General features: G+C 32.6%; 18 protein-coding genes. 4 read left to right on the forward strand and 14 right to left on the reverse strand.

What is annotated here, in order from left to right; all coding sequences use genetic code 11:
• Nucleotides 1–2: 2 nt before the first annotated feature.
• Complete coding sequence (locus tag FM121_RS05345) at nt 3–452, reverse strand: DUF3290 family protein (protein ID WP_086951127.1); 450 nt, start codon at nt 450–452, stop codon at nt 3–5.
• A 124-nt stretch (nt 453–576) separates the two neighbouring features.
• Between FM121_RS05345 and FM121_RS05350 the strand changes: the two genes are divergently transcribed.
• The gene (locus tag FM121_RS05350; protein WP_086951128.1) at nt 577–1,470 is read left to right on the forward strand and encodes a hypothetical protein; all 894 of its coding nucleotides are present in this window, start codon (nt 577–579) and stop codon (nt 1,468–1,470) included.
• A gap of 224 nt (nt 1,471–1,694) precedes the next feature.
• On the opposite strand, the gene FM121_RS05355 is transcribed toward FM121_RS05350, so the two are convergent.
• The 6 genes from FM121_RS05355 to FM121_RS05380 form a co-directional block, all read right to left on the reverse strand.
• Nucleotides 1,695–2,648, reverse strand: coding sequence for a DHH family phosphoesterase (locus tag FM121_RS05355; RefSeq protein WP_086951129.1), 954 nt, complete (start codon nt 2,646–2,648; stop codon nt 1,695–1,697).
• Nucleotides 2,649–2,660: 12 nt separating this feature from the next.
• Nucleotides 2,661–3,986, reverse strand: coding sequence for a DRTGG domain-containing protein (locus FM121_RS05360; protein WP_086951130.1), 1,326 nt, complete (start codon nt 3,984–3,986; stop codon nt 2,661–2,663).
• A 147-nt stretch (nt 3,987–4,133) separates the two neighbouring features.
• On the reverse strand, nt 4,134–5,546 hold the full coding sequence (locus tag FM121_RS05365; protein WP_086951131.1) for an MFS transporter: 1,413 nt from the start codon (nt 5,544–5,546) through the stop codon (nt 4,134–4,136).
• Nucleotides 5,547–5,684: 138 nt separating this feature from the next.
• Nucleotides 5,685–7,358 carry a ribonuclease J gene (locus tag FM121_RS05370; protein WP_086951132.1) on the reverse strand — a complete coding sequence of 558 codons (1,674 nt, stop codon included), beginning with the start codon at nt 7,356–7,358 and terminating at the stop codon, nt 5,685–5,687.
• A 103-nt stretch (nt 7,359–7,461) separates the two neighbouring features.
• Entirely contained in the window at nt 7,462–8,514 is a 1,053-nt protein-coding gene (locus FM121_RS05375) for an aspartate-semialdehyde dehydrogenase (RefSeq protein ID WP_179203798.1), read from the reverse strand.
• A gap of 301 nt (nt 8,515–8,815) precedes the next feature.
• Nucleotides 8,816–10,531 (reverse strand): ABC transporter ATP-binding protein, encoded by a 1,716-nt coding sequence (locus FM121_RS05380; RefSeq protein ID WP_086951134.1) that lies wholly within the window; start codon nt 10,529–10,531, stop codon nt 8,816–8,818.
• Nucleotides 10,532–10,724: 193 nt separating this feature from the next.
• Here FM121_RS05380 and FM121_RS05385 point away from each other — a divergent pair, with 193 nt between their 5' ends.
• The gene (locus FM121_RS05385) at nt 10,725–11,111 is read left to right on the forward strand and encodes a DoxX family protein (RefSeq protein ID WP_086951135.1); all 387 of its coding nucleotides are present in this window, start codon (nt 10,725–10,727) and stop codon (nt 11,109–11,111) included.
• A 77-nt stretch (nt 11,112–11,188) separates the two neighbouring features.
• On the opposite strand, the gene FM121_RS05390 is transcribed toward FM121_RS05385, so the two are convergent.
• The 7 genes from FM121_RS05390 to FM121_RS05420 form a co-directional block, all read right to left on the reverse strand.
• On the reverse strand, nt 11,189–14,401 hold the full coding sequence (locus tag FM121_RS05390) for a DEAD/DEAH box helicase (protein WP_086951136.1): 3,213 nt from the start codon (nt 14,399–14,401) through the stop codon (nt 11,189–11,191).
• A gap of 12 nt (nt 14,402–14,413) precedes the next feature.
• A complete protein-coding gene (locus FM121_RS05395) occupies nt 14,414–17,548 on the reverse strand; it encodes an AAA family ATPase (protein WP_086951137.1) in 3,135 nt (1,044 codons plus the stop codon).
• A gap of 9 nt (nt 17,549–17,557) precedes the next feature.
• Nucleotides 17,558–18,691 carry an exonuclease SbcCD subunit D gene (locus FM121_RS05400; protein ID WP_086951138.1) on the reverse strand — a complete coding sequence of 378 codons (1,134 nt, stop codon included), beginning with the start codon at nt 18,689–18,691 and terminating at the stop codon, nt 17,558–17,560.
• 183 nt (nt 18,692–18,874) lie between these two features.
• Complete coding sequence (locus tag FM121_RS05405; RefSeq protein WP_179203799.1) at nt 18,875–19,684, reverse strand: ABC transporter permease subunit; 810 nt, start codon at nt 19,682–19,684, stop codon at nt 18,875–18,877.
• Nucleotides 19,685–19,697: 13 nt separating this feature from the next.
• A complete protein-coding gene (locus tag FM121_RS05410) occupies nt 19,698–20,573 on the reverse strand; it encodes an ABC transporter ATP-binding protein (protein WP_086951140.1) in 876 nt (291 codons plus the stop codon).
• 105 nt (nt 20,574–20,678) lie between these two features.
• Nucleotides 20,679–20,936: a hypothetical protein gene (locus FM121_RS05415; protein ID WP_086951141.1), complete on the reverse strand. Its 258-nt coding sequence runs from the start codon at nt 20,934–20,936 to the stop codon at nt 20,679–20,681.
• 114 nt (nt 20,937–21,050) lie between these two features.
• Nucleotides 21,051–22,142 carry a PfkB family carbohydrate kinase gene (locus FM121_RS05420; protein WP_086951142.1) on the reverse strand — a complete coding sequence of 364 codons (1,092 nt, stop codon included), beginning with the start codon at nt 22,140–22,142 and terminating at the stop codon, nt 21,051–21,053.
• 113 nt (nt 22,143–22,255) lie between these two features.
• Between FM121_RS05420 and FM121_RS05425 the strand changes: the two genes are divergently transcribed.
• Nucleotides 22,256–23,200 (forward strand): PfkB family carbohydrate kinase, encoded by a 945-nt coding sequence (locus FM121_RS05425; RefSeq protein WP_218778615.1) that lies wholly within the window; start codon nt 22,256–22,258, stop codon nt 23,198–23,200.
• A 14-nt stretch (nt 23,201–23,214) separates the two neighbouring features.
• On the forward strand, nt 23,215–23,913 hold the full coding sequence (locus FM121_RS05430; protein ID WP_086951144.1) for a phosphoribosylanthranilate isomerase: 699 nt from the start codon (nt 23,215–23,217) through the stop codon (nt 23,911–23,913).
• The last annotated feature ends 14 nt before the right edge of the window (nt 23,914–23,927 follow it).

Here is a 23,927-nt window from a genome sequence, read left to right on the forward strand (position 1 = left end):
CACTACTCCTCTATCAGCTTAACTTGGTTAGCATTCATTAAATAAGTTTCTTCTAATTTAAATGAAGATAAATCCGCATTCATATTAATTTGGTAATACGTATCATTTAATTTTATCAACATCTCATCTTTGACATATTTTGAATTAACAGAGATTTCACTCGCTTTTTTATTTTGATTTTCACTAATATTTTCAATAAAATTCAACATCTGAGCAGAATTGCTTTGGTTCGTTTTTCCTACTTCATATTCATTTATTTGAATACCGGCTGTAAAAGTAATAGCTAAAGAAACTAAGATAATTAAATCTCTGTACTTCATTTTATCTTTACTGCGAAATTCTTTCAAAATAACCCAGAGTAGTAATCCCAATAAACTAATGAATACGACATACTTCACTATATGACTTTGTGATGATTGGTTCATAAAATATTGATAGGAATAAAATTCCATAATAAAAGACCTCTTTTTCACTCATTTTTTTATACCCTTATTATAACATCCTTTAAAATATAACTGCAAAATCCCGACAATTTCATGGTAAAATGTAAATACTTTATTAGTAGGAGGTTTTGCCATGAAACACTCTAGAAAAAAAATGCGCCAATCTATTTATCAATACAGTTTCTTTTTTACTATTATTTATTTTTTATTAATATACTTTCAAAAAAGATTACTCTCTGGGCTCTTTCAAACTCAACTATCTTTTTCTGTTCCAGATACAATTGCTATATTAACAAGCTCCAATGCTGTCGAAGAATTAACAACTCGGGGAACTAACGGTGCGATTGTTGTGGGGGTCTTTTTTGTCATCGAAGCCCTTGTTTTCATTAGTGCTATTACTTATTTCTTATTCAAATTATGGAAAGTTCATTCAACAAAATATTGGAAAAAATATGATTATGTTCTTGTTACTGGTTTAATTATATTACTCTTAGGTAGTTTTTATTACGCTTTTGTAGTCGTTAATACTTCCCTTGAAACCTTTTCAACAGTTCAAGATGCCTTAAATCATCTCGGACCTAAACAAATAGGACAACTAACAGATAAATGGAAAAATTTTATTTATCATTATGAATTTTCATTAGGTTATTTACCCCGTGATATTTCAGTTGTTATTGAGCAAGTTAAAGTTATTATTGCTAGCATCAAAGAAATCCAGCAACTACCTGAAGTAATTAATCAATGGTTAACACATTTGAACCTATTAAAACTTCATTACTTTATCGTTATTTGCCTTGGCTCATTAGCAGTAATTTCTGCTCAGATAATTGAGGCTCGTCATATTTGGAAAAAATCCTTTAAATTCAGGTTAAAAAAAAGAAGTGATAAACAAGAAACGACAAAAGAAGTGAACAGCATCCAAAATGATCAACAACTGTTAATCCATCAACTCATCATTCAACAAGAAGAATTAGAAAAAATAAATAAACAAAAATCAAAAAGTAAAAATTATCATCGAAAACGTTGAAATAAGTGAATTCTAGTTTATTCGAAAAAGCAAGAAAGAGGCTGACTCAAATGTCAGCCTCTTTGGTGTTTATACACTATTCCTTAATTGCTAGGGGATAAACGTTTTCTCCCACGACAACTTTACATAAAGCGATCAATCAAAAAGAGGGGTTATTCACTTTTGTCTCCAGTTGCTCAGAACAAAACGACTTTTGACCATCCTACTTTCCTACTTTTTAATTTCTAAAATCCATTCTCACTTTTTACTGCTGCTTGTATTTCTTCATAGATTACTTTTACTTCATCCAAATTTTGAGCGTTAGCCCCACTCGCTAAAGGATGTCCACCACCGTCATGACGTTTGGCTATCGTATTAATAATAGGTCCTTTAGAACGTAGTCTGACACGGTATGTTCCTTCAGGTTGTGCGACAAAAATTCCCCAAGCTTGAATATCTTTAATTCTTCCTGGAACAGAAATAATAGCTGGCGTTTCAGAGTCCACTACATCAAATTTATCAAGGATTTCTTGCGTTAATAAAACCATTGCGGCTCCATTTTCGTCCACTTGAATATTCTCTGTCACATAACCTGATAAACGAGCAATCTTAACTGATATTTCATCGATTTGTCGATTTAATTTTGAGGCGTCAAAAGGATATTCTCTTAACTTACTGGCTACTAAAAGAGTATGACTTGTTGTCGCTGGATACATAAATCTACCCGTGTCTCCTACAATCCCCGCATAAAGAAGTCTTGCTGCTTCATCCGTCATTTTAAGCTCATCTTGATGATAAGAAAAGAAATCATAAATCATCTCACTCGTGCTACTTGCCTCGGTACTAATCCAAGATAAATCACCATAAGGCTCATCATTGGGATGGTGATCAATTTTAATCAGATAATCACCTAATTTATACTGTTCACCACTAATTCTTGGGGCATTAGCTGTATCTGTTGAAATAACTAATGCACCTTGATACATCTCATCACTTACATCATCCATCGTAATTAAATAGCTCAAATCATTTACCGGACCACCTACCACATAAATTTCTTTTTCAGGAAAAGAGGCTCTTAAAATTTCAGCTAAACCACCTTGAGAACCAAGTGCATCTGGATCTGGACTTTGATGGCGATGAATCATTATCTTTTCGTACGCTTTAATTTTGTCTATAATTTTTTTTGTTATCTCCATGTAAATCTCCCTTTATGTTTGCTCCATTAACTGACAGACAATCATCGCTTTAGCAACAATCACATTATCAATATACACCTCTACATCCATTTTAGCAGAGCGTCTGCCGACTTCAATCATTCGAGGTTTGACTTCAATTTCACTATCAATTTGAATTAATTTAAAATAATAAAGACTTATCTGCTCAATCACTGAATTGTGATGATACTTAATCATCATCGTTCTTTGAGCCGCAGTTGAAATAATCTGATTTAAAACGCCAAAAGATAAAGTTCCCATATTATTTACCATTTGTGGCGTTACTACAAATGAAAACTCTGGTGTATCTGTACCATCTCTATTAGTTTTTTCAATCACTTCATCTGTTATTTGATCTGATAACGTATTTGAAACTTGTGGCTGGCGCTGGGCTAGTTGCATCGCCTTCATCACATCTCGTCTGGAGACAATACCGATAAGGGTTAAATCATCGGCAACAACAGGGATTATTTCTAATCCATCCCAAATCATTTGGTGACCAATACTAGCCACACTCATATGATTTTTAGCCCGACGAGGATCTTTTGTCATAATTTTTTCAATCGGTTGTGTCGGCTGCTTATTCACCACATCTTTTGATGTTATAATCCCCACTAATCGATTGGATTTATTTACAACTGGAAAACGTGTAAAACCACTACTCTCAGAAAGTTCATGATAATCTTGAATGGTATCTTTAACATTCAAATAGTTCGTTCTCTCAAATGGGGTTTGAATATCTTCGACTGTCATAATATCTTTTTTAATCATCTGATCGCTAATCGCTCGATTAATCATTGTTGCTACTGTAAATGTATCGTATGTTGTTCTAATGATTGGCATTTCCATCTCATCTGCTAAAGATAAAATATCTGCTGATACATCAAAACCACCTGTTAAAAGAACTGCTGATCTATTTTCTAACGCCAAACGCTGAACATTTTCTCTGTCACCAACAATCATCAATGAACCTGACGTTATGTAACGTAACATGTTCTTTTCTGTCATGGCACCAATAATAAACTTCTTCAATATTTTATCTAACCCTCTATGACCAGCTAAAATATCTCCTTCGATTATTTTTGATACTTCTCCAAAAGATAATTTCTCGATATTTTCTTTTATTTTTCTTTCAATTCTTATTGTGCCAACTCTTTGAATGGTTGAGACTAAACCGACTGTTTCTGCTTCCTTAATCGCTCGATAAGCCGTTCCTTCGCTAACAGATAAATCTTTAGCTATTCCACGTACAGAAATCTTTTCTCCCACTGGTAAAGTCTCTATGTATTCAAGAATTTGATCATGTTTTGTTACACTCATGTTGTTCACCTAATTCTTTCATATTTGCGTTGTTATAGTTAATCAGAATCATCTGTATCAATTATTTTATCTATTACTCTCACCCATTTTATCACGATTATTCACAAAAATGAATTTTAATCACTGCAACAGTTTTTTATTGAATTATTACTTTCTAGCTTGGTAAAATCTCCAGCCAGTTATAACTGTTGCAAACAAACAGATACCAAAAGATAAGATATAGGTGATATGCATACCATAAACAAAAACATCTGGTCTACCTTCGACATAACCAACTACTTTTTCACCAACCTCTGAACTCATCGATTGATAAAGAATGGTTGTGGATAAAGAAATACCAATAACCATTCCCAAATTTCTAGCTAAAGAATTTAAACTTCCAGCAATACCATACTCTGACTTTTCTACACTAGACATTATGATTGTATTATTAGGTGCTTGGAACATAGCGTTTCCTGCTCCAACAAGCGCCATTATGATAACAAATAAAAAGACAGGAGAATTTTCACCTAAAACTAAGTAACCAATTTGGCCTAATGTTAGAAGAACTAAGCCAATTAAAGTAATCATATGGGGGCCCTTTTTATCTGTTAGGTAACCACTAAGTGGCGCCCCAACAATCATAACTAAAGGAAATACCATCATTAAAAAACCTGCTGTTTTTGCCTCTAAACCTAGCACATTTTGTAAATAGAAAGGATTGATCACATTAGCAAAAAAGTTGGTCACAAAGATTAATAAGGCAGTAAATAAGCTGACTGAAAACATTTTATTACTAAACAATTTTAATTGAACTAATGGTTTTTCTTGCTTTAATTCGTAACGGTAAAATAGCCACAATGTAACTAAGGAAACCCCAATCATGCCTAAAATTAACGGCTGAGTAAATCCTTTTTCTTGACCTAGAAAAATGCCTCCAAAAAACAGCAAAATAAAAAAAGCGAATAAAATAAAGCCAACAAAATCAATACTTTCATTACTTTTCTGCTCTTGTTTTGGTAAAAAATACCAACCAAACATTAATGTAATAATACCAACTGGAACATTAATCCAAAAAATATATGACCAATCAAAATGAGATAAAATTACCCCACCAACACCAGGACCTGCAATCGCTCCTAGTGACACAAAAGAGCCAATTAAACCTAATGCTCGGCCTCTTTCACTTGCTGGGAATATCTCAGTAATAATACCAGTTCCTGTAGCCATCGTCATACTAGCTCCAATTGCTTGAACCACCCTAGAAATTAAAAGTAAATTTAAATTTCCTGGAATACCACATAAAAATGAACCGACAACAAAAACAATTGTTCCTATTTTAAAAATTTTTATCTTACCAATACTATCTCCGATTTTTCCAAAGAATAATAAGAACACACAAATTGCCATTAGATAGACAGAGACTACCCATTCTGATTGATTCATCGGAACACCGATATCTTCAGAAATAGTTGGCAAAGCAATATTAACAATGCTTCCATCTAAAGTTGACATAAACGTAAATAATCCAATAGCAGCTAAACTAAACCACCGATATTTCAGTGTTTTTTCTTGATTCATAAAACATTCTCCCCTTACAAATTTAAGAGGCTGACCCAAATGTCAGCCTCATTTTTATTTATATGAATAATTTTTAATAGTTAGGGGATAAAAAGTCTGCTCTCACGATAACTTTTGACCACCCTCTCTGTCATAAATTTATTTTCTTTTTTGGCTTGATTCCATAATTACTGGTAAGATAACTGGTCTTCTTTTAGTTTGTTCATATAAATGTCGACTCAATTGATCTCTTATTTCCTGTTTTAAAACGCCCCAGTCAAAGTCTTGTTTCTCTAAATTCTCCAAGACAACAGCCTCAACAATACTTTCGCTTTCTTTCATCAAATCAGTACTTGCTTTAATATAAACGAAACCACGTGACGTAATTCTAGGTTTGGAAATAATTTTTTTTGCCCGGCGGTTTATCGTAACAACTGCAATAAAAATACCATCCTCTGAAAGTATTTTTCGATCTCTTAATACGATATTTCCAACATCACCTACACCTAACCCATCAATCAAAACATTATCTGCATCTGTTGATCCAGTCATTCGTAATCGTCCTTTTTCAAACTCAAGAACATCTCCTCGACCCGTAATAAAGATATCTTGATAAGACATCCCTAATTCATGAGCAAGTCCAGCATGAGCTGCTAATAAACGATATTCACCCTGAACAGGCATAAAGTATTTAGGCTTCATTAAATTAATCATTAATTTAAGATCATTTTGATTACCATGACCTGAAACATATAAATTATCTGAAATAGATTTAACAACCCCACCTGCACGGTAGATCATATCTTCTGTTTTAGCGACTGTTGTTTCCACAGAAATGGCTGGCGTTGTTGTTATATAAACTAAATCACCTTCTTCGATTTTAATACTACGATGACGTTTACTTGCCATCTTTTGTAGGGAATGAAGTGGCTCACCCATTCTACCGGTTTCTAAAATCAAAATTTCTTCTGGATTTTTATTTTTCATCTCTTTTTCAGTGATGATCAAATCTTCTTTAGGTAATTGGATCTTACCTAAACGAATCGCAGTTTTAACAATTTGTTCAGCATCTTTGCCTGTTAAAATAACTTGACGATTTGATTGATAGGCAGCATTCAGAACTTGTTGTACACGTTTAATATTACTTGCTACGCTAGCAACAATAATTCTTCCTTCCCAATAACGAATCGTGTCATAGACTTCTTCTTCAGTTTGATTTTCAGAAGCAATTAATTGGGCGCTTTCAGCATTAGATGAATCACTTAATAATGCAAAAACACCTTCTTTACCAATTTCTGCCAATCTTGAAAAATCAGTTTTGTAATCGTCTGTTGCGCTCTGATCGAACTTAAAATCACCTGTATAAACAATATTGCCTTCTTTTGTTTTAATCGTGATTCCGATTGAATCAGGGATAGTGTGTGTTGTACTAAAGAAACTAATCACGGCATGACCAAAGTCAATCTCCGTAAACTCATCTACCACATGAAAATCTTGAAAATCTTTTGTATTTGGATAATTTTTCACGTTTATTTTAGCTAATTCTGTTGTTAACTCTGTTCCAAAAACAGGAACTGGAATATTTTCTAATAAGTACGGTAGCGCTCCAATAGCATCTGCGTGTCCATGGCTTAAGAACACTCCCGCAATTTTTTCTTTATTTTCTAGTAAATATGAAAAATCTGGTATAACCATATCAATGCCTAATTGTTCATTTTCAGGGTACTTAAGTCCACAATCTAAGACAAAAATCTCATTTTCTACTTCTACAACATAAATACTTTTTCCGTTTTCTCTTACGCCACCAAGAGGGATTATTTTAATTTGACTCACTCTTTTTTCACCTCATCAAGTTTTGATTAATTTTATTTAATCAAACGCTCTTTCTTTATTATATTATTAAGAGATACTACTACGAGTACATCTCTATTTTTTGTTAGTTTGTTACTTTAACTAAAGACATTTCATGCAATTTTTCTGCGATTTGAACAGAGTTCCATGCAGCCCCTTTTAATAAATTATCCGATACAACCCACATATGAAATCCTCTTGTAATGTCCAGATCACGACGAATACGACCTACAAAAACTTCTTTTTCTCCCTCAGCATTTAATGCTTGTGGATAAATTTGTTCGCTAGGATCATCTTCTAAAATGAGCCCCTCAGATTGACTCAAGACTTCTTTCAGATTACTTGTCGTAATATTATCTGTCTTAATTTCAAGATAGATAGATTCTGAATGCCCTGTCATAACAGGAATTCGAACACATGTTGCTGATACTTTCAAAGAATCATCTGCCATGATTTTTTTTGTTTCATTGATCATTTTCCATTCTTCGTTAGTGTAATCATCTTCAGCAAAAACATCAATTTGAGGCAACGCATTAAAGGCTAATGGATAATGTTTTTTATCTCCCAAACAAGGCAATACGTTGGCTTCAATGTTTATTTCGCCCGCTAGCATTTGACTTGTTTGAGTCTTTAATTCATTAATAGCAGACATCCCTGCACCACTCACTGCTTGATACGTTGAAACAATGACACGGTCTAATCCATATTTTTTTCTAATTGGCTCTAATGCAACCATCATTTGAATAGTCGAGCAATTTGGATTAGCAATAATCCCTTGATGTTTTTTCAAAGCTTCTGGGTTCACCTCTGGAACGATCAACGGAATATCTTTATCCATTCTAAAAGCACTTGTATTATCAATAACGACACAGCCACGTCTGACCGCTTCCTTAGCAAATTTTTTAGAAATAGACCCACCCGCGCTAAACAAAGCAATATCCATTCCTTCAAAAGAATCATTGACTAATTCCTCTATCATATAAACTTGTTCGTTAAAGATTATTTCTTTTCCAGCCGAACGCTTTGATGCTAAAAATTTTATACTTGCGATTGGTAAGCTACTTGATTCAAGCATTTCTTTCATTTTAGTTCCAACTGCACCTGTTGCTCCAACAATCGCCACATTATACTCACCCACAAAAAAGCCTCCTTCATTTTTATACATTTTTCCCGATTTTACTTATCCTCTATTTTAGCATAAAATCCAGAAAATTTCTTTAATGAATAGTTTGTTTTGTATTTTAAAACCATACTTTAGAATATGAATGGGAATAAGGTGGTAAAAAAATTGTTTTGCTACAAAGATACCTTCACCAAAACCGAGGAATCAAAAGAAAATATTGTTCGCTTTCATTTTCACTTTATTAGATTAAAATGAGTTTTAACAGTAAAAAAAGGCTGATTTCATATGAAGTCAGCCTCTTCTCTATCTCTAAAAATCAGTCTCTAAATTGTGCATTGTATAGCGATTTATACGGACCTTTATTTGCCATCAATTCTTCATGTGTCCCATCTTCAGCAATTCCATTTTCATTTACAACAACGATTCGTGTTGCTTGTTTAATGGTTGCTAATCTATGAGCGATCATTAAAGTCGTTCTACCTTTCGATAATGACATTAAAGATTCTTGAATCACATTTTCTGTTTCCGTATCTAGTGCTGATGTTGCTTCATCTAAAATTAAGATTGGTGGATTTTTCAGAAACATTCTTGCAATAGCCACTCGTTGCTTCTGTCCACCTGATAATTTAACGCCTCTTTCACCGATAATAGTGTCTAAACCATTGGGTAGATTTATGATAACTTTCCCTAAATGAGCCAACTCAATCGCTTCTTCTATTTCTTTTTCTGTCGCATCTAGTTTTCCATAGGCAATATTTTCTCTAATTGTTCCTGGAAATAAGAAGACGTCTTGCTGGACAATACCAATCTGTTTTCGTAAAGAAGCCATCGTTATGTCTTGGATATCCCAGCCATCCACTGTTATTTGACCATTGGAAATATCATAAAAACGAGGTAATAAATGACAGAGTGTTGTTTTTCCAGCGCCACTTGGACCAACAAAGGCTACTGTTTCACCTTTATTAATTTTAATCGATAACTGGTTAAAAACTTCTGTCCCATCTTCATACGTAAAGGAAACATTATCATAACAAATATCACCTTCTAAATACGAAACTTCTTCTGCATTTATTTTATCTTGAATCGTTGGCACTTTATCTAATTCTTCTGTAAATCTTTTAAAACCAGCAAAACCTTTTGGGTAACTTTCCAACATAGTATTTATTTTTTCAATAGGACGAGCAAAAACATTAGATAACAGAATAAAACCAACAAAATTACCATTTGTAATCTCACCTTGAATGGCATAATACGAACCAAATAACAAGGCGAATAAACTAATTAAACGAATCAAAAAGTAGTTGTATGATGAACTGACTGCCATCATTTTATAAAAAGCTAACTTAGACTGACGATATAATTGATTCAGTCTCGAAAAACGTTCTTGTTCATATGATTCATTAGCAAAAGCTTTAGTCACTCTAATTCCACTAACACTCGCTTCAATTCCCGCATTGAACTCGCCTAAATTTTCATATATTTGAGTGTTAACTTGCGTCATTTTCTTGTTAAAAAAAGCTAGTGCAATCGTAATAAAAGGAACAATAATAGCAGTTGCAAGTGCCAATTTGCTATGAATGTTATACATCAATGAAAATGAACCTATTAAGGTCATAATCGTTATGAATATATCTTCAGGACCATGATGAGCCACCTCAGATATTTCAAATAAATCCGTTGTTAAACGACTCATTAATTTCCCTGTTTTTTGATTATCATAAAATGAAAATGGTTGCTTTTGAAAGTGAGCAAACAACTCATTACGCATGTCTGTTTCAATATTCGTTCCTAACTTATGTCCAAAATAAACGACAATATACTGAAAAGCAGTATTAATTATATAAAAAAATAAAAGCATGCCACTGACAAGAAAAATCAATCTTAAATTTCCTGTCGGCATTATTTTATCAATCACCTGATTAACTATCACCGGAAAACTTAACTCTAGAACAGCCGCAATAATTGCACAACTAAAATCTAGTATGAATAACGCTTTATACGGTTTGTAATATGACATAAATCTTTTTAACATGACAACTCCCCCTTTAAAATAATGCCCAATAACTTACTATTCTATCAGAGAATTCTAAAAAAAACCTAATAAATAACTTCACTATTTTTATAGGTCGTTTATTAACACAAGTAACAAAATAAATTACTTATTTATTGTAAGTTTTTGTTTCATATGGTTTAATTAAAAAATCTTATCGAAGGGAGTTTTATTTATGACACAAACACAACGCATAAATATAAGTTTTATCATGTTACGAGTTTTTCTAGGAAGTACAATGGCGATTCACGGATTACAAAAATTTTTAAATCTTTCTGATACTACAGATTTTTTTGTTAGTCTTGGTTTACCTAGCTTTATGCCACTTATCATTGCTGCCATTGAACTATTTGGTGGTATTTTTATGATTATCGGTTTATTAGTACCCCTTGTTTCATTAGGTTTTATCGCTATTTTAGTGAGTGCTACTTTCATGTTAAAAGCAGGCGCAGGCTTTGTTAATGGTTATGAACTAGAAGTTTTATTAATCGCTATGAGCCTTGTATCAGGATTGGCTCATTGGAATAAAAAAATATTTTCACCTTTTCCAATTAACGAATAGAGAATAAAAAAGAGGCTGACGTAAAAATTATCAGTCTCTTTTTTATTTATACGAATATTATTTAATAGTCAGGTTTTCTATTCTATCCCGACATCCAATATATCTTTAATATCTTCCATCGTCATCTTGCCTAAATCTTTAGCACTTTCAGAATTAAGAACTTGTCGGAACAATTCTTTTTTCTCTGCTTGTAATCGATTCATTTTCTCTTCAACAGTTCCTTCTGAAATCAAGCGCCAAACTTCGACTTTTTTCTTTTGACCCATCCGATGAGCTCGACCAGTTGCTTGATCTTCTACAGCTGGATTCCACCATAAATCATAGAGAATAACCGTATCTGCTCCTGTTAAATTCAGCCCTGTCCCTCCGGCTTTTAAAGAAATCAAGAAAACATCTTTAGACCCACGATTAAAGCTATCAACCATCTCTTGACGTTTAGCCAGAGGTGTACTTCCTCTTAGATAAAACGTCTCAATATCTAATTTCGCTAATTCTTCTTCTAAGATACTCAACATTCCAGTAAATTGAGAAAACAACAAAATTCTACGTCCATTTGCTTTAGCAGTTTGAATCATATCTAACGCTTGATTCATTTTACCAGAATCACCCTCATAATCCTCAATGAATAATTTAGGATGACAGCAGATTTGTCTTAATCTCGTTAAGCCAGATAATATTGAAATCCGATTTTGATTCAATTCTTGTTTGGTCATCCCAGCGACACTTTTTTGCATTTGGCGTAAATGAGCAACATAAACTGTTTTTTGTTCTTCTGTTAAATGGCTGTAAAGATCTGTTTCAACTTTATCTGGTAAATCATCAAGTACTTCTTTTTTCTCACGTCTTAAGACAAACGGTTTAATCATCGTCGCAATTGTTTCTGTTGTTAATTGTTTAAATCGTCTTAATGGTGGGAAGAAGCCCGGCATGAGTATTCTAAACAATGCCCATAACTCTTCTAGTTTGTTTTCGATTGGTGTACCACTTAACGCAAAATAATGTTCAGCTTTCAGCGTTTCAATCGTTTGGAATGTTTTAGTTGCTGCATTTTTAATCATTTGCGCTTCATCTAAAATTAAACTATGAAACGTCATTTTTTCGTAAACATCATAATCTTGTCTTAAAGTAGTGTATGAGGTTACTAAAATATCTGTATCTGCATAATTTTCAATAATTTCTGTTCTTTCTTGTTTACTACCAATAACCACATTTACTTTTAAATCTGGAGCAAACTTTTCAATTTCAATATGCCAATTATATAAAAGACTGGCTGGAGCTACGATTAACACAGGTTCTGTCAACTTACCTTCTTCTTTTTCAGATAGTAAATAAGTAATTGTCTGAACTGTTTTACCAAGTCCCATATCATCTGCTAAAATCCCACCAAATTGATAATGACTTAACATTTTTAACCATTTGAACCCTGTCACTTGATAGTCTCTTAATGAGGCATTCAAGCCTTTAGGTAAGGCCACATCGTAATTCTTAGGATGTGTTAGATTTTGCACCATATCAGTAAATAGATCTGTTGTTTCTACGTCTTTCATTTCTGATAAGGCTTGATTAACCATTAATCCTCGATAACGTGGGACTTCTAATTTTCCCTTACGAACTTTGATATCACCTCTTAATTGTTGCAATACAGAACTTGTCTCTTTGAAACCTTGTTCATCCAAGAAAAGTAATTGTCCACTTTTAAGTTGATGATAATCTTGTTGTTTCATTAAACTCACTAAAACGTCATTAATCTCTGTCTCATCAATATTAGAAATATCAAACTGGATGTCTAACCATGAGCCGTCTTCAAGTACCTTAACTTTTGGTTGGTGTTCAGTAGAATTTAAGAAAAGTTGGGCTACATTAGGTGCAATTCCTACTTCAGCATATTTTCTAATAGTAGGAACTTCTTCACGAATGAAAGCATATAATTCTTGCTCTTTGGGTAATTGTTTTAAATAAGCATTTTTTCTTTTTGCATAACCAAAATGCTGCAATAATTTCTCAATTCTTTTTTCTTGGACTTGGTTTCTAATAACTTGAGATTCTTTTCCAAGTGATGTGGAATGATCTTTATGACTAGAAAAAACGAATTCTCCATACACATAATCCACACGTGCTTCTAACTGACCTTGAACTTCTTCTATCCATATTTTAGAACGTAATGGTACACGGATCATTTCACTTTGTAAATCATCTGATACATAGATAGTAGCGACCGAATCTAAATTGGGTAAGATGTAAGAAAATAATTCCCCCACATTATCTTTAGTAAAGACTATCTCCGGTTCTTCTAATCGTTTGAGTAGTTGTAGTAATAATTCATAACGTTCAGACTGTTCGTTGGTTAACTGATAAATTGAATGATTACCAATTGCCCATTGATATTTTTCTAAATACATTTCAATTGGGTCTTCAATCACCATTTTATAATCAGTTGTTCCAACAGGAGAAATCCGTACATCTATCGGCAGTTTTCCTTCTTTAAAATAAATCGTTTGTTTTTTATCTTCTGGGGTATTAAAGATCAGTCGCTCTGTTTTCGTTAATTCTTTAACAAAAAATTGAACTGTTTCACTACCTAATATGAGATAACGACGGTTAATTTTACCTTTTTGTTGGACATTTGTTTGATCTAATAATTCCTGCGCTTCACGAATCTCGAGAAGCTTATCTAACAAAATGATATCTCTTTGCGAAAATGAGTTTTCACCAATCACAAATGATTTTTCATTTAATTTGTATGTACTTCTTTTTTCATAACAGTCCAAAAATTCTTGGATATTTTTAACCACATAAGTCTTACTTCCAGGGAATCGACTGCCTAATTTTAAAGAAACAGCAATTACTGATTGTTCTGGATGAAAAGATAATGTTTCTACCACATCCATAATGAATTCCATTTTCAAAGGGTCACTTGTTAAAAGTGTTTTCTCTGTTTCAGCTTCTTGTAATCGCTCAAAACTTTTTGAAAAAATATCTGCATGTGACGGTGGTGTATAAATTTTTTGTGTGTTCACTTGTTTTTTTATGTATCTATTTAAGCCTTTTTCTCTTAGAGCCAGCTCTGTTGCTACTGTGTGTTTACAAAAACCATGTTGTTGCCAGTAAGGACATTGACAAACATCCTCTTCCCTCGCTGTACCATCTAATTCTATATGAAAAACTTCTGAGCCAACAACATCTGCATACCATACTTGTTGTTCTTCATTTTTACTAATCGATACGACACGCCCATCTTTGGCGTACTCTCGACCTTCTTCCACTACTTTTTCAGGGATGGACCACTTCATACGTATCACTTCCTATTCAAATTCTAATCGTTCTTCTACATAACTTTTTCCATCAAGTGTTGATTTAATTTGTAATTGTTGGGGAATTCTTTCTTTTAATTCTCTAACATGGGAAATAATACCAATCAACCGGCCATCCCCTTCAATGCTTTCTAATGATCTAATTGCCATTTCTAAAGCATCCTCATCTAAAGAGCCAAAGCCTTCATCAATAAACATGGCATCTATTTTTATCCCACCTGCTTCTTCCTGGATAACTTCTGCAAGTGAAAGTGCTAGAGATAATGCCGCAATAAAGCTTTCTCCACCAGACAAAGTATTTACGCCTCTTAACGAACCGACATTATCGTCAAAAATATTGATTTCTAATCCTGTTTTTTTCTTAAATGACCCTTGTTCTTCTTTTAGTTCAAATTGATACCGTCCATGAGTTAATAAAATTAATTTCTCATTAGCTCTTTCTAAAATACGTTTTAAATAGGTTTGAAGAACAAATCGCTCCATACTCAGTTTATTACCACCATCACCCGTCATTACATTGGTGAGTTCTGTCAGCTCTTCTAATGCGTCAAGATCAACCTTCATTGTCATTTCTTTTGCTGTGATTGTGTTTAGTATTTTTTCATTTTGTTTTATTCGGTATTGAAGGGTTGTTAAAACTTCTTGTTGTAATTTTTCTTGCTCTACCCATTTTTCTTGTGTAGCCACTACCTGCGTCAAATCTGGTTCTTCTTTACCTTCTAGACTATGTATTATTTTTTCGAGGTTCGTTTCAAAGGTATGTAACTCTTGTTCATATTTTTTTACTTTCTGTTCAATCACTGGTAACTTATCTAGATTTAAGATTAACTCTGTTAAGGTTGTTTCATCCAGAGAACTTGCTTCTAAAAACGCTGCTACTTTTTTTTCTTCTAGTTGAATTTTTTCTTCCCGTTCACTTTTTTGCATAGCTATATTTTCTATCGTTGTTGTCTCAATCAGTAATTGATTGTTTTGGTTTGCTATTTTTTCGTTTAACGATTCAACTGTCATGTGCCATACTTTAACCCGTTCTTTTATCTTAACAGCTTCTTCTTTCATCTCAAGTGCATTTTCCCACTCTTTAGGCAGTCGAGTAACAAGTTCTTCATAAGAAACTTTTAATTGCAGTGCTTCATTCTCATTATTTCTTATGATCTGCTCTTGTGAACTAGCTTTATCCGTTATTTCTAAGGTTTCTTTTTTTAGGCCTTCTAAAGCTTGTTCCGTTTCTTCTATTTGTAATAAGCTCGCTACTTTTTCTTTTACTCGTTCTGTTAATAATTGATGTTTTTGGTTTAATACTGTTAACCATTCTGATTCTTTTGTTGCTACCTCAACATAAGTTTGTATTATTTCTCTAGCTTCTTTCACTTCTTTTTCCAAAGAAACTAACTCATTCTTTTTAAATATCAGTTCATTTTCTAGAACAATTATCTGTTCCTTACAGGCTAGCTGTGACTCTTCTGCTAATTCAAGAGAGCTTTCCAATTCATTCATCTCTTCTTTAGATATTTCTATTCCGTGAGATGGATTGGGATGATCTAACGAACCACATACGACACAAGCTTCCCCTTCAATTAAATCTAAGCTTAATTTAGCAATTTGTGCCTTAGCAACATCACTTTTTAATTGTTTTTGTATCCTTAGTTTCTCCTGCCATTCATTTTCTAGCGTTTCTTTTTGTTTTTTCAACCTCATTTGTTGCTCTTTTAAAACAAATATTTTCTGGCATTCTTTTAGATGTAACTTTGTTTCCTCTATTTTTTTAAGACTATCTTCTTCATCTTTGATTAATTGATATTTTTCTTCAATAATTGAAACTTTCATTTCAATTATTTTTTGAGATTTACTTATTTCACTTTCCAAGTTGATTGTTCTTTTTTTTAATTGTTCTTGTTCGGCTACTAACCTTAAAAGGGTTTGTTCTAACTTTTCCTGTTTTATTTCAAGTTCATTTTTTTTCTCAAATAAAGGGATACTAGCTTCAATTTCTTTTAATTTCTGTTCAAATTTCTGAATTAATTCTTCTTCTGCTATTAAGTTAGATAGCACTTTACGATTAGCAGCTAGCTCTCGTTCGTTTTTTTCTTTATCTTGGATGACTTTTTGCTCATTATTTAGAGTTATTTTATACTGCTCTTTTAATTCTCTTAACCCACTGAATGTCGTTTCAATCTTCGCTGCTTTACTTAACAAATCAGCGTAGGTCTGACTTTCTTTGATTTCTTCTGAATTTCCTTTTAAAGCAATTAATTTATCTGCCAACTCATTTTTTTCTTTGAACAAATCAACTATTTTAGTTTCTGATTGAATCAGTTCTTGATTTTTTTTCAAGTTTTCTCTGAGTGTAACTAATTCATCTGCCAACTCTTGCACTTCATTAGCATAGATAATCTCTTGTTCTTTATATAGTACTAAAATATCTTGATAGTACATATCCTTTGTTTTTTTCTCATCAAAGGCTGATTGCCATTCTAATTGAGAAGTCAGTAAAACAAGTTCTTGTTTAACCTCTTTTAAAGAGGTCTCTTGCTTTTTCTTATGTTGCCTTAAAGTTTCTGCGATATTTTGATAGAAATAAGTATTGAATAGTTTTCTTAAAACCTTTTCTTTATTATCACTATCTGCATTTAAAAAACGCCTAAATTCACCTTGTGGTAACATAACTATTTGAGCAAACTGTTGATCATTTAATTGAATTAACTCACTTAAAAAAGGGCCCACATCTTTTTGCTTTGTGAGTTGATTAATTTCTTTTTTATTTTCATCAAAGACTGTCAGGTTAACTATTGAAGCTTGCTCTCTAAAGCCTTCACCTCTTTGTTTTTTTACTAATTGTTCAGGCTCTCTTACTATTTCATACGTCTGTTTATCTTGTTTAAAAGTAAAGACAACCTTTGTTTTTTTTCCGATTTCTGCAAAATTAGAACGCATTTCTTTACCTTGTCTTAAACCACCAGAAGTACTGCCATAAAGGGCATAACACATCCCATCAAAAATCGTTGTCTTACCTGCTCCAGTTTTTCCGGTAATTAGAAAAAGAGACTGAGCATAGAAGTTAGAGAAATCAATCAAACTATCTTCATAAGGTCCAAAATTTTCTAATTTCAAGCTGATTGGTTGCATGATTTCCTCCTATTTTTCAGTTCTATTTTCTATAATCGCTTCTTCTAACCACTCACTTTGCCTTTTTGTCAGCTCTTTATCTGTGACTTCTTTATAATATGTTTTAAGTAAGATATCTGGTTTTAATTGAATAAAGTTAGTTTCTTTTTTGGTACTTTCTCTTCGTCTTTGCTCACTTTGAACCCGTTCTAAACTAATTAAATGAGGATAAATTTGTCTTAACTCATGAATCGCATTAATAATGACTGCACTATCAGTTAAGGTGATTGCTAGATAATCTTCTCGATTAATTGAGTCATAAAAGTCAGGCTCTGTTAACTCCTTGAATGAACCACTTATTTTTTTTACATCTCGTAATGGTTTAATCGGAATAAAAGTATTCGTTAATTTTTTTTCGGATAACTCAATAATTCGAACACCTTTCTCTTGTTTTTCTTCAGATAACGAATACTTTAAAAGTGCACCACTGTATTGGACTTTTTCATTTTTGGTAATAGCATTTTTATAGTGTAAATGACCTAAAGCAACGTAATCAAAATCTAATAGCATTTCAATCGGTATACTATCTAGTCCACCAACTTCAAGAGTGGTCTCTGATTCACTTTTTGTCGAACCTGCTGCAAAAAAATGGCTGACTAATACTTGGTTTTTTTTAGGATTAAAGCTTTCCTTCATTTTTTCAATAACTAACTTCATACTCCCTTGAATATCTCGAAGGCTATCATCTTGAAAATATTGTCTCCCATGGAAAGGCTCAAAATAAGGTAACAAATAAAATTGTGTATCTAACATTTCGATTGGTTCAAAAGCTTGACTTAGTTGCGTTTGTAGATAAAAATCTTGTGTCTTTAGCCATAAACTTCCCGTTTCTAAACGAGTGGCACTATCATGGTTACCAGAGATTGCTAAAACTGGATAACCAGATTTTAAATTCATCTCAACCATCATTGTATTAAACAAAGAAACCGCCTCTACTGAAGGAATCGAACGATCGTATAAATCTCCTGCAATCACAATAGCATCTACTTGCTCTTTTTTAGCAATCGCCATAACTTCTAAAAATACCGCTTCTTGTTCTTCTAATAACGAAAAGCCATTTAATTTTCTACCAATATGCCAATCTGCTGTATGTAAAAATTTCATTTTGCTCCTCCTAAAAAAGGTCTTCTTACTATTATATCAAATTTATAGGTAAATTAACGGAATAAAAGACTAAATAAAAAAACTTTCCACAATTAATTGTAGAAAGTCAGCTGTTATTTTAAAAAAAACTTTAATTACCGTTCTAATCATTTCTATGATTTATAATCATGACAGATTAAGCTATTAAATTTCTAAATCTTTTCTCTGATAGATTAACGTAGCTAAAATAAATAATACTAAGCTAATGGCTAACAGGATTCCCATTAAATTAAACATAATATCTTTTTCTAAGATAGTTGCTGGATTTGCTAATGACATAGGTGAGATTTTTTTTAATATTGATAATTTATCTTCTAAGTCACCTACAATTCCTAAAAGATAGAAAATAAATACCAAGCCCATACTAATACCTTGATTAACTTGTTTTAAAAAGCTTGATAAAAGAAAGCCGAGACTTAAGAAAAAAAGTAAAACAAAAAATTCCGTTACAAAGATTTTAGAAATAGCCGTTATAATTTCACTTAACTTCATCACATCTTGATTAAAAAAGACAGAAGCTGCTAAGCTTACCAAATAGGTACTTCCCCAAAAGACAACTAACATACTAATCGTTGCTACAAATTTTTCAATGATTATTCTTTTTCGACTAATAGGCTGTGCATACAGAAATTCAATCGTTCCTTCTGTTTCTTCTTTTACTAACATTTTATTGCCTAACATAATAGAGAAAATACTGGCTGCTATAAATATATATTGAAAAATATAAGCAAAAAATCCTGTTGTCTGAACTAAACTAGGACCACTATTTAGATGAAAAGCTTTCAACATGTTTTGTGGCAGTGTCTCTAATTGTGTTGTCATCATCTCCTTCATACCTGAATTCTCCATTGAGGGAAAGAGGCTCATAAAAACTGTCATAATCAGAGCTAAGGCAACTGTCCAAATTAAAATATTTTTTTTATTATTTTGCCATTCTATTTTAAATAGTGTCATCTTTCTTCCCTCCTTACTCATACATTGATAAAAATTTATCTTCTAAATCCAGTGCTCTGATCTCTAAGTCCTTCACATTGTGTTTAGCCAATAGTTGGATCAACAGATTCATGTCTTGATTAAAAATAAACTGCCATGAATCACCCTCGTTTTTTATTTGAACTGCACCTATTTCAGTTAAGAGTAGCTCATTTAAGGTTCTTGAAGTTAAAGAAACTTTCTGTTCAATATCTTTTCCTTTATTAATTGTTTCAATAGAAATAATTTCCCCGTTTTTAATAAATGCGGCTCGATCACAATGTGTTTGAATTTCATGTAAATCATGACTAGAAAGAAAAATTGTCATGCCTTCTTTACTTTTTTCTTCTAACACTTCAAACAAACGATGCTGGATCATTGGATCAAGTCCATTTGTTGGCTCATCCAGTATAAGTAATTTTGGGTTTTGAAGTAATGCCGAAACTATAGCAACTTTCTTCTTATTACCTAAAGATAAGTCTGCTATTTTTTTATTAGGTTCAATTTCAAAGTATGATACGTAGTAATCGATGGCTTCTTGACTATTTTTAATCCCATGAAAATCAGCTGTATACTTAAAAATATCAAGAGATGTCATTTCATGGTAGTAGCGCACATCACTCGAAACGTAACCAACTCGTTTCTTTATTTCAATACTTTGTTTCACACAGTCCATTCCTAATATTTTGGCCTCTCCACTTGTTGGGAAAATAAAATTCAATAACATTTTTATTGTTGTTGATTTTCCCGCACCGTTTGGACCAATAAATCCATAAATTTCGCCTTCTTTGATATCCAAACAAATATTACTAACCGCTTTAAAATTTTTATATGTTTTAGTTAATCCTTTAATTTCAATGATTGATGTCATTCTAGAACACCTACTTCCTTTAATTAAATTTTATTCTCCATTAACTATCAAGTCAACGAAAAAACTATCTTAATTCCTCACATGAGAAAATAAGATAGCTTTAATTTAAATTTTATTATAATTTTTCATCCCTTGTTTAATTCCAACAATAAAAGTAGCAACACTCAGGATAATCATCGGAACTACCTGAATCAAATCTCTTAAGGCATCTTCTTTTGTCATACCATCAAAACTCATTTGATCATTAGAAATAACCCAAAATGATATATCTCGCCAAAAACTAGAAAAATTCATTACAAATACAATAAATGAAATCAATGCTAACAACAACCAAAAAACAACGATAAAATTAGTCTTTTTCATGTCGTCCCTTCTTTCTATTATCATTATAGTAAATCATTTCTACAGCTTAATTATACCATAATACGTAATATTGATTATAAATTTAATAACGTGATTTTTCATCTAAACATTTGTCTAATTATCAAAGTATTTCTCATAATTATCTAAAACTAAATTTTCAGATAAACCATCAAACACAGAATTATTAGTTAAATAGCTACTAATACTTCCACAATAACCTAACTCAAAAACTTCTTTACTAGTATATCTATTTTGTAACATTCCCCAAATCATAGTACTTGTTAAAACTGCTGTTGAGCCATTACGATTATAATCAGGTGTTAGATGTCGTTCAATGTGATAACTCTCTTGTTTTGATTGATAGTATAAATCGCCGTTTTTCTTAACTACAACGACTTGTTTTACACCACTATCAACTAAAAACAACATTCTAATTTCGATAGGCATTAGGATTTCACTATTTTTAGTTAGCTCATTTAATTCAACTTCCGATAAAACAAGTAATTCGATTTTCTTCAAGAGACAGGTCAGCCGGCTCACTTTATTAACTGACACAGACTTTGCTACAATAGGAACCTTCACATTATTTTCTATATATTCTACTGTCTCCAGTGACAAATTATCATCAATAATACAGTATCTAGATTGATTAATTCTTTGTAAATAACGATTAATAAATTCAGGTGTGATATTTTCTAAAATCTGCATATCATCGACACCAATTTGAAAATGCTCATGACGATCTTCCAAATACATAAACGAAGAGGTATTATAACCACTAATCCGCTCACAACACTCAATATTAAACCCTATTTTTCGAGAATCGGTCACAAATCGATCACCGTTTATATCTGATCCATAAACAGACATAAAATTAGTATTAATTTTTAATTTTGATAATGCTAACGCCATATTGCGACCTGCACCACCAAAATAATAATTTATTTTACCTGGATTGGAATTGTTGATTAGTAATTCATTCCTCGGTGTTCCGACAATATCAATATTAATGCCGCCTATGACACTGACAAATTCAGGCGTTTTTACAATGTAGCCCTTTCCTTGAATATACCCTTTTTTCATTAAATTATGAATATGTGCTGCCACTCCTGAGCGAGATATGCCTAGCTCAAAAGCTAATTCTTCCTGGGATATAGTAGGATTATTTCTTATAATTATCAAAATTTCTTTTTCTCTTTCTGTCATTCCAATCAACTCCTACAATATAAACATTTGTTTATATACTATACATTAGTTTGATTTATTATGAAAGCGGATACTATAATAAAGCTATAAATAAACTTATGAGGGTGGTTTTAGTGGAAGATAAGTACATCGTTGTCATTGGTGGTTTAAATATGGATATTGCTGGATTGTCTGGAAGTAATTACCATGAAAAAGATTCAAATATAGGTGAAATAACGTTAAGTATTGGAGGTGTTGGACAAAATATTGCGCAAAACCTAACTCGATTAGAAGCTCCTACTTATTTAATCACAGTTTATGGAGATGATAGTTTTGGGACTATTTTAGAAAACGACTGCCTTAATAATCAAATTAACTTAGACTATGCCCAAAAAATCAAAAATGCCCACAGTTCAACCTATTTATATGTCGCCAATAACCAAGGTGATATGGTAACTGCTATTAATGACATGACTATTGTTAATCAAATGACGCCTAATTTTTTAGAAGAAAGACTACCCTTTATCAATCAAGCTGAAATTGTTGTCATTGATGGTAATATTTCTCAAGAATCCATTGAATTTTTAGCAAAAAATGTAGTACCACCAATTTTTGTTGATCCTGTTTCACTTGCTAAAGTTGAACGTTTTGAAAATGTCCTCAATAGAATTGATACACTTAAACCGAATGATTTAGAAGCAGAACTCTTAACCGGGATCAAAGTAACTGATATAGAAACGGGAAAAGAAGCAGCCTTAACGCTTAACAAGCGAGGTGTTAAAAACGTCTTTATTTCTCTAGGATCTCAAGGGATTCTTTGTTCTAGACACGATGAAGAACCCACACTGATTCCACCTATAGCTAAAAAAATCATCAGTACTAATGGTGCGGGCGATTGTACCATGGCAACTATTGCATGGGCTCGGTTTTACTATGGAGATGTTTTGGCCTTAAAAGAAATCGGTCAAATATCTCAAGCTGCTGCCAGTATTACGATGGAATCACCATTAGCTGTATCAGAAGCTCTTAATATCAAAAACATTATTCACCGAACAACTAAATATATGGAAACCATTTAAAGGAGAAGATAATTATGGTAAAAAAACAAATCTATTCAATCGTAAATTTTAATGAAGCTGTTCAAACTATGGATGCGGGGGCTGATCATATCGGCTTAGTCCCTATGCAAACAGGAGGTATTCCTGCTCATCGTGTTCCTTTTGATGTCGTTGATAAAATTTTTGCTGAATGTAAAAAACGTGGAGTTAAATCAATCGCTATTATGTTAAATAAAGATATAGAAGAAATGTTTTTCATTATCAAACGTGTTAATCCAGATATCGTTCATATTGCGGGAATGGATTATACAGCAGATCAATCATTTGCAGATCGATTACGTAAAGAATGTCCTGGAGTCGAACTCATGCAAGCTGTTCTAGTAGCAGATGAAACAGCGATTGATCGAGCCAAAGAATATGCCAAATTTTGTGATTACATTTTAACTGATTCTGGTTTAGCTAAAGACACCGGCATTGGCGCTAGCGGCCTAACTCACGACTGGAGTATTGACCGAAAAATTGTCGAAACGGTTGGTATTCCTGTGATTATCGCTGGTGGATTAGGTGCTGAAAATGTCGCTGAATGTATTAAACAAATCCGCCCATTTGGTGTAGACTCACTAACAAAAACATCTTATAAATTTGAAGATGGTGTCACTGAAAAAAACATTCCCGAAGTTAAAAAATTCTGTGAACGTGCTGATCAAGCAGCTGCTGAAGTTGGCTTAAAATAAACTTAAAGGAGATC

It is taken from the genome of Vagococcus fluvialis bH819, assembly GCF_900163795.1.
GTDB classification, from domain to species: Bacteria; Bacillota; Bacilli; order Lactobacillales; family Vagococcaceae; genus Vagococcus; species Vagococcus fluvialis_A.

Excerpts from the sequence above, each read along its gene's own strand:
- FM121_RS05345 (WP_086951127.1), bottom strand. The coding sequence starts at position 452 with ATGGAATTTTATTCCTATCAATATTTTATGAACCAATCATCACAAAGT.
- FM121_RS05350 (WP_086951128.1), top strand. The coding sequence starts at position 577 with ATGAAACACTCTAGAAAAAAAATGCGCCAATCTATTTATCAATACAGT.
- FM121_RS05355 (WP_086951129.1), bottom strand. The coding sequence starts at position 2,648 with ATGGAGATAACAAAAAAAATTATAGACAAAATTAAAGCGTACGAAAAG.
- FM121_RS05360 (WP_086951130.1), bottom strand. The coding sequence starts at position 3,986 with ATGAGTGTAACAAAACATGATCAAATTCTTGAATACATAGAGACTTTA.
- FM121_RS05365 (WP_086951131.1), bottom strand. The coding sequence starts at position 5,546 with ATGAATCAAGAAAAAACACTGAAATATCGGTGGTTTAGTTTAGCTGCT.
- FM121_RS05380 (WP_086951134.1), bottom strand. The coding sequence starts at position 10,531 with ATGTTAAAAAGATTTATGTCATATTACAAACCGTATAAAGCGTTATTC.
- FM121_RS05385 (WP_086951135.1), top strand. The coding sequence starts at position 10,725 with ATGACACAAACACAACGCATAAATATAAGTTTTATCATGTTACGAGTT.
- FM121_RS05390 (WP_086951136.1), bottom strand. The coding sequence starts at position 14,401 with ATGAAGTGGTCCATCCCTGAAAAAGTAGTGGAAGAAGGTCGAGAGTAC.
- FM121_RS05395 (WP_086951137.1), bottom strand. The coding sequence starts at position 17,548 with ATGCAACCAATCAGCTTGAAATTAGAAAATTTTGGACCTTATGAAGAT.
- FM121_RS05400 (WP_086951138.1), bottom strand. The coding sequence starts at position 18,691 with ATGAAATTTTTACATACAGCAGATTGGCATATTGGTAGAAAATTAAAT.
- FM121_RS05405 (WP_179203799.1), bottom strand. The coding sequence starts at position 19,684 with ATGACACTATTTAAAATAGAATGGCAAAATAATAAAAAAAATATTTTA.
- FM121_RS05410 (WP_086951140.1), bottom strand. The coding sequence starts at position 20,573 with ATGACATCAATCATTGAAATTAAAGGATTAACTAAAACATATAAAAAT.
- FM121_RS05415 (WP_086951141.1), bottom strand. The coding sequence starts at position 20,936 with ATGAAAAAGACTAATTTTATCGTTGTTTTTTGGTTGTTGTTAGCATTG.
- FM121_RS05420 (WP_086951142.1), bottom strand. The coding sequence starts at position 22,142 with ATGACAGAAAGAGAAAAAGAAATTTTGATAATTATAAGAAATAATCCT.
- FM121_RS05430 (WP_086951144.1), top strand. The coding sequence starts at position 23,215 with ATGGTAAAAAAACAAATCTATTCAATCGTAAATTTTAATGAAGCTGTT.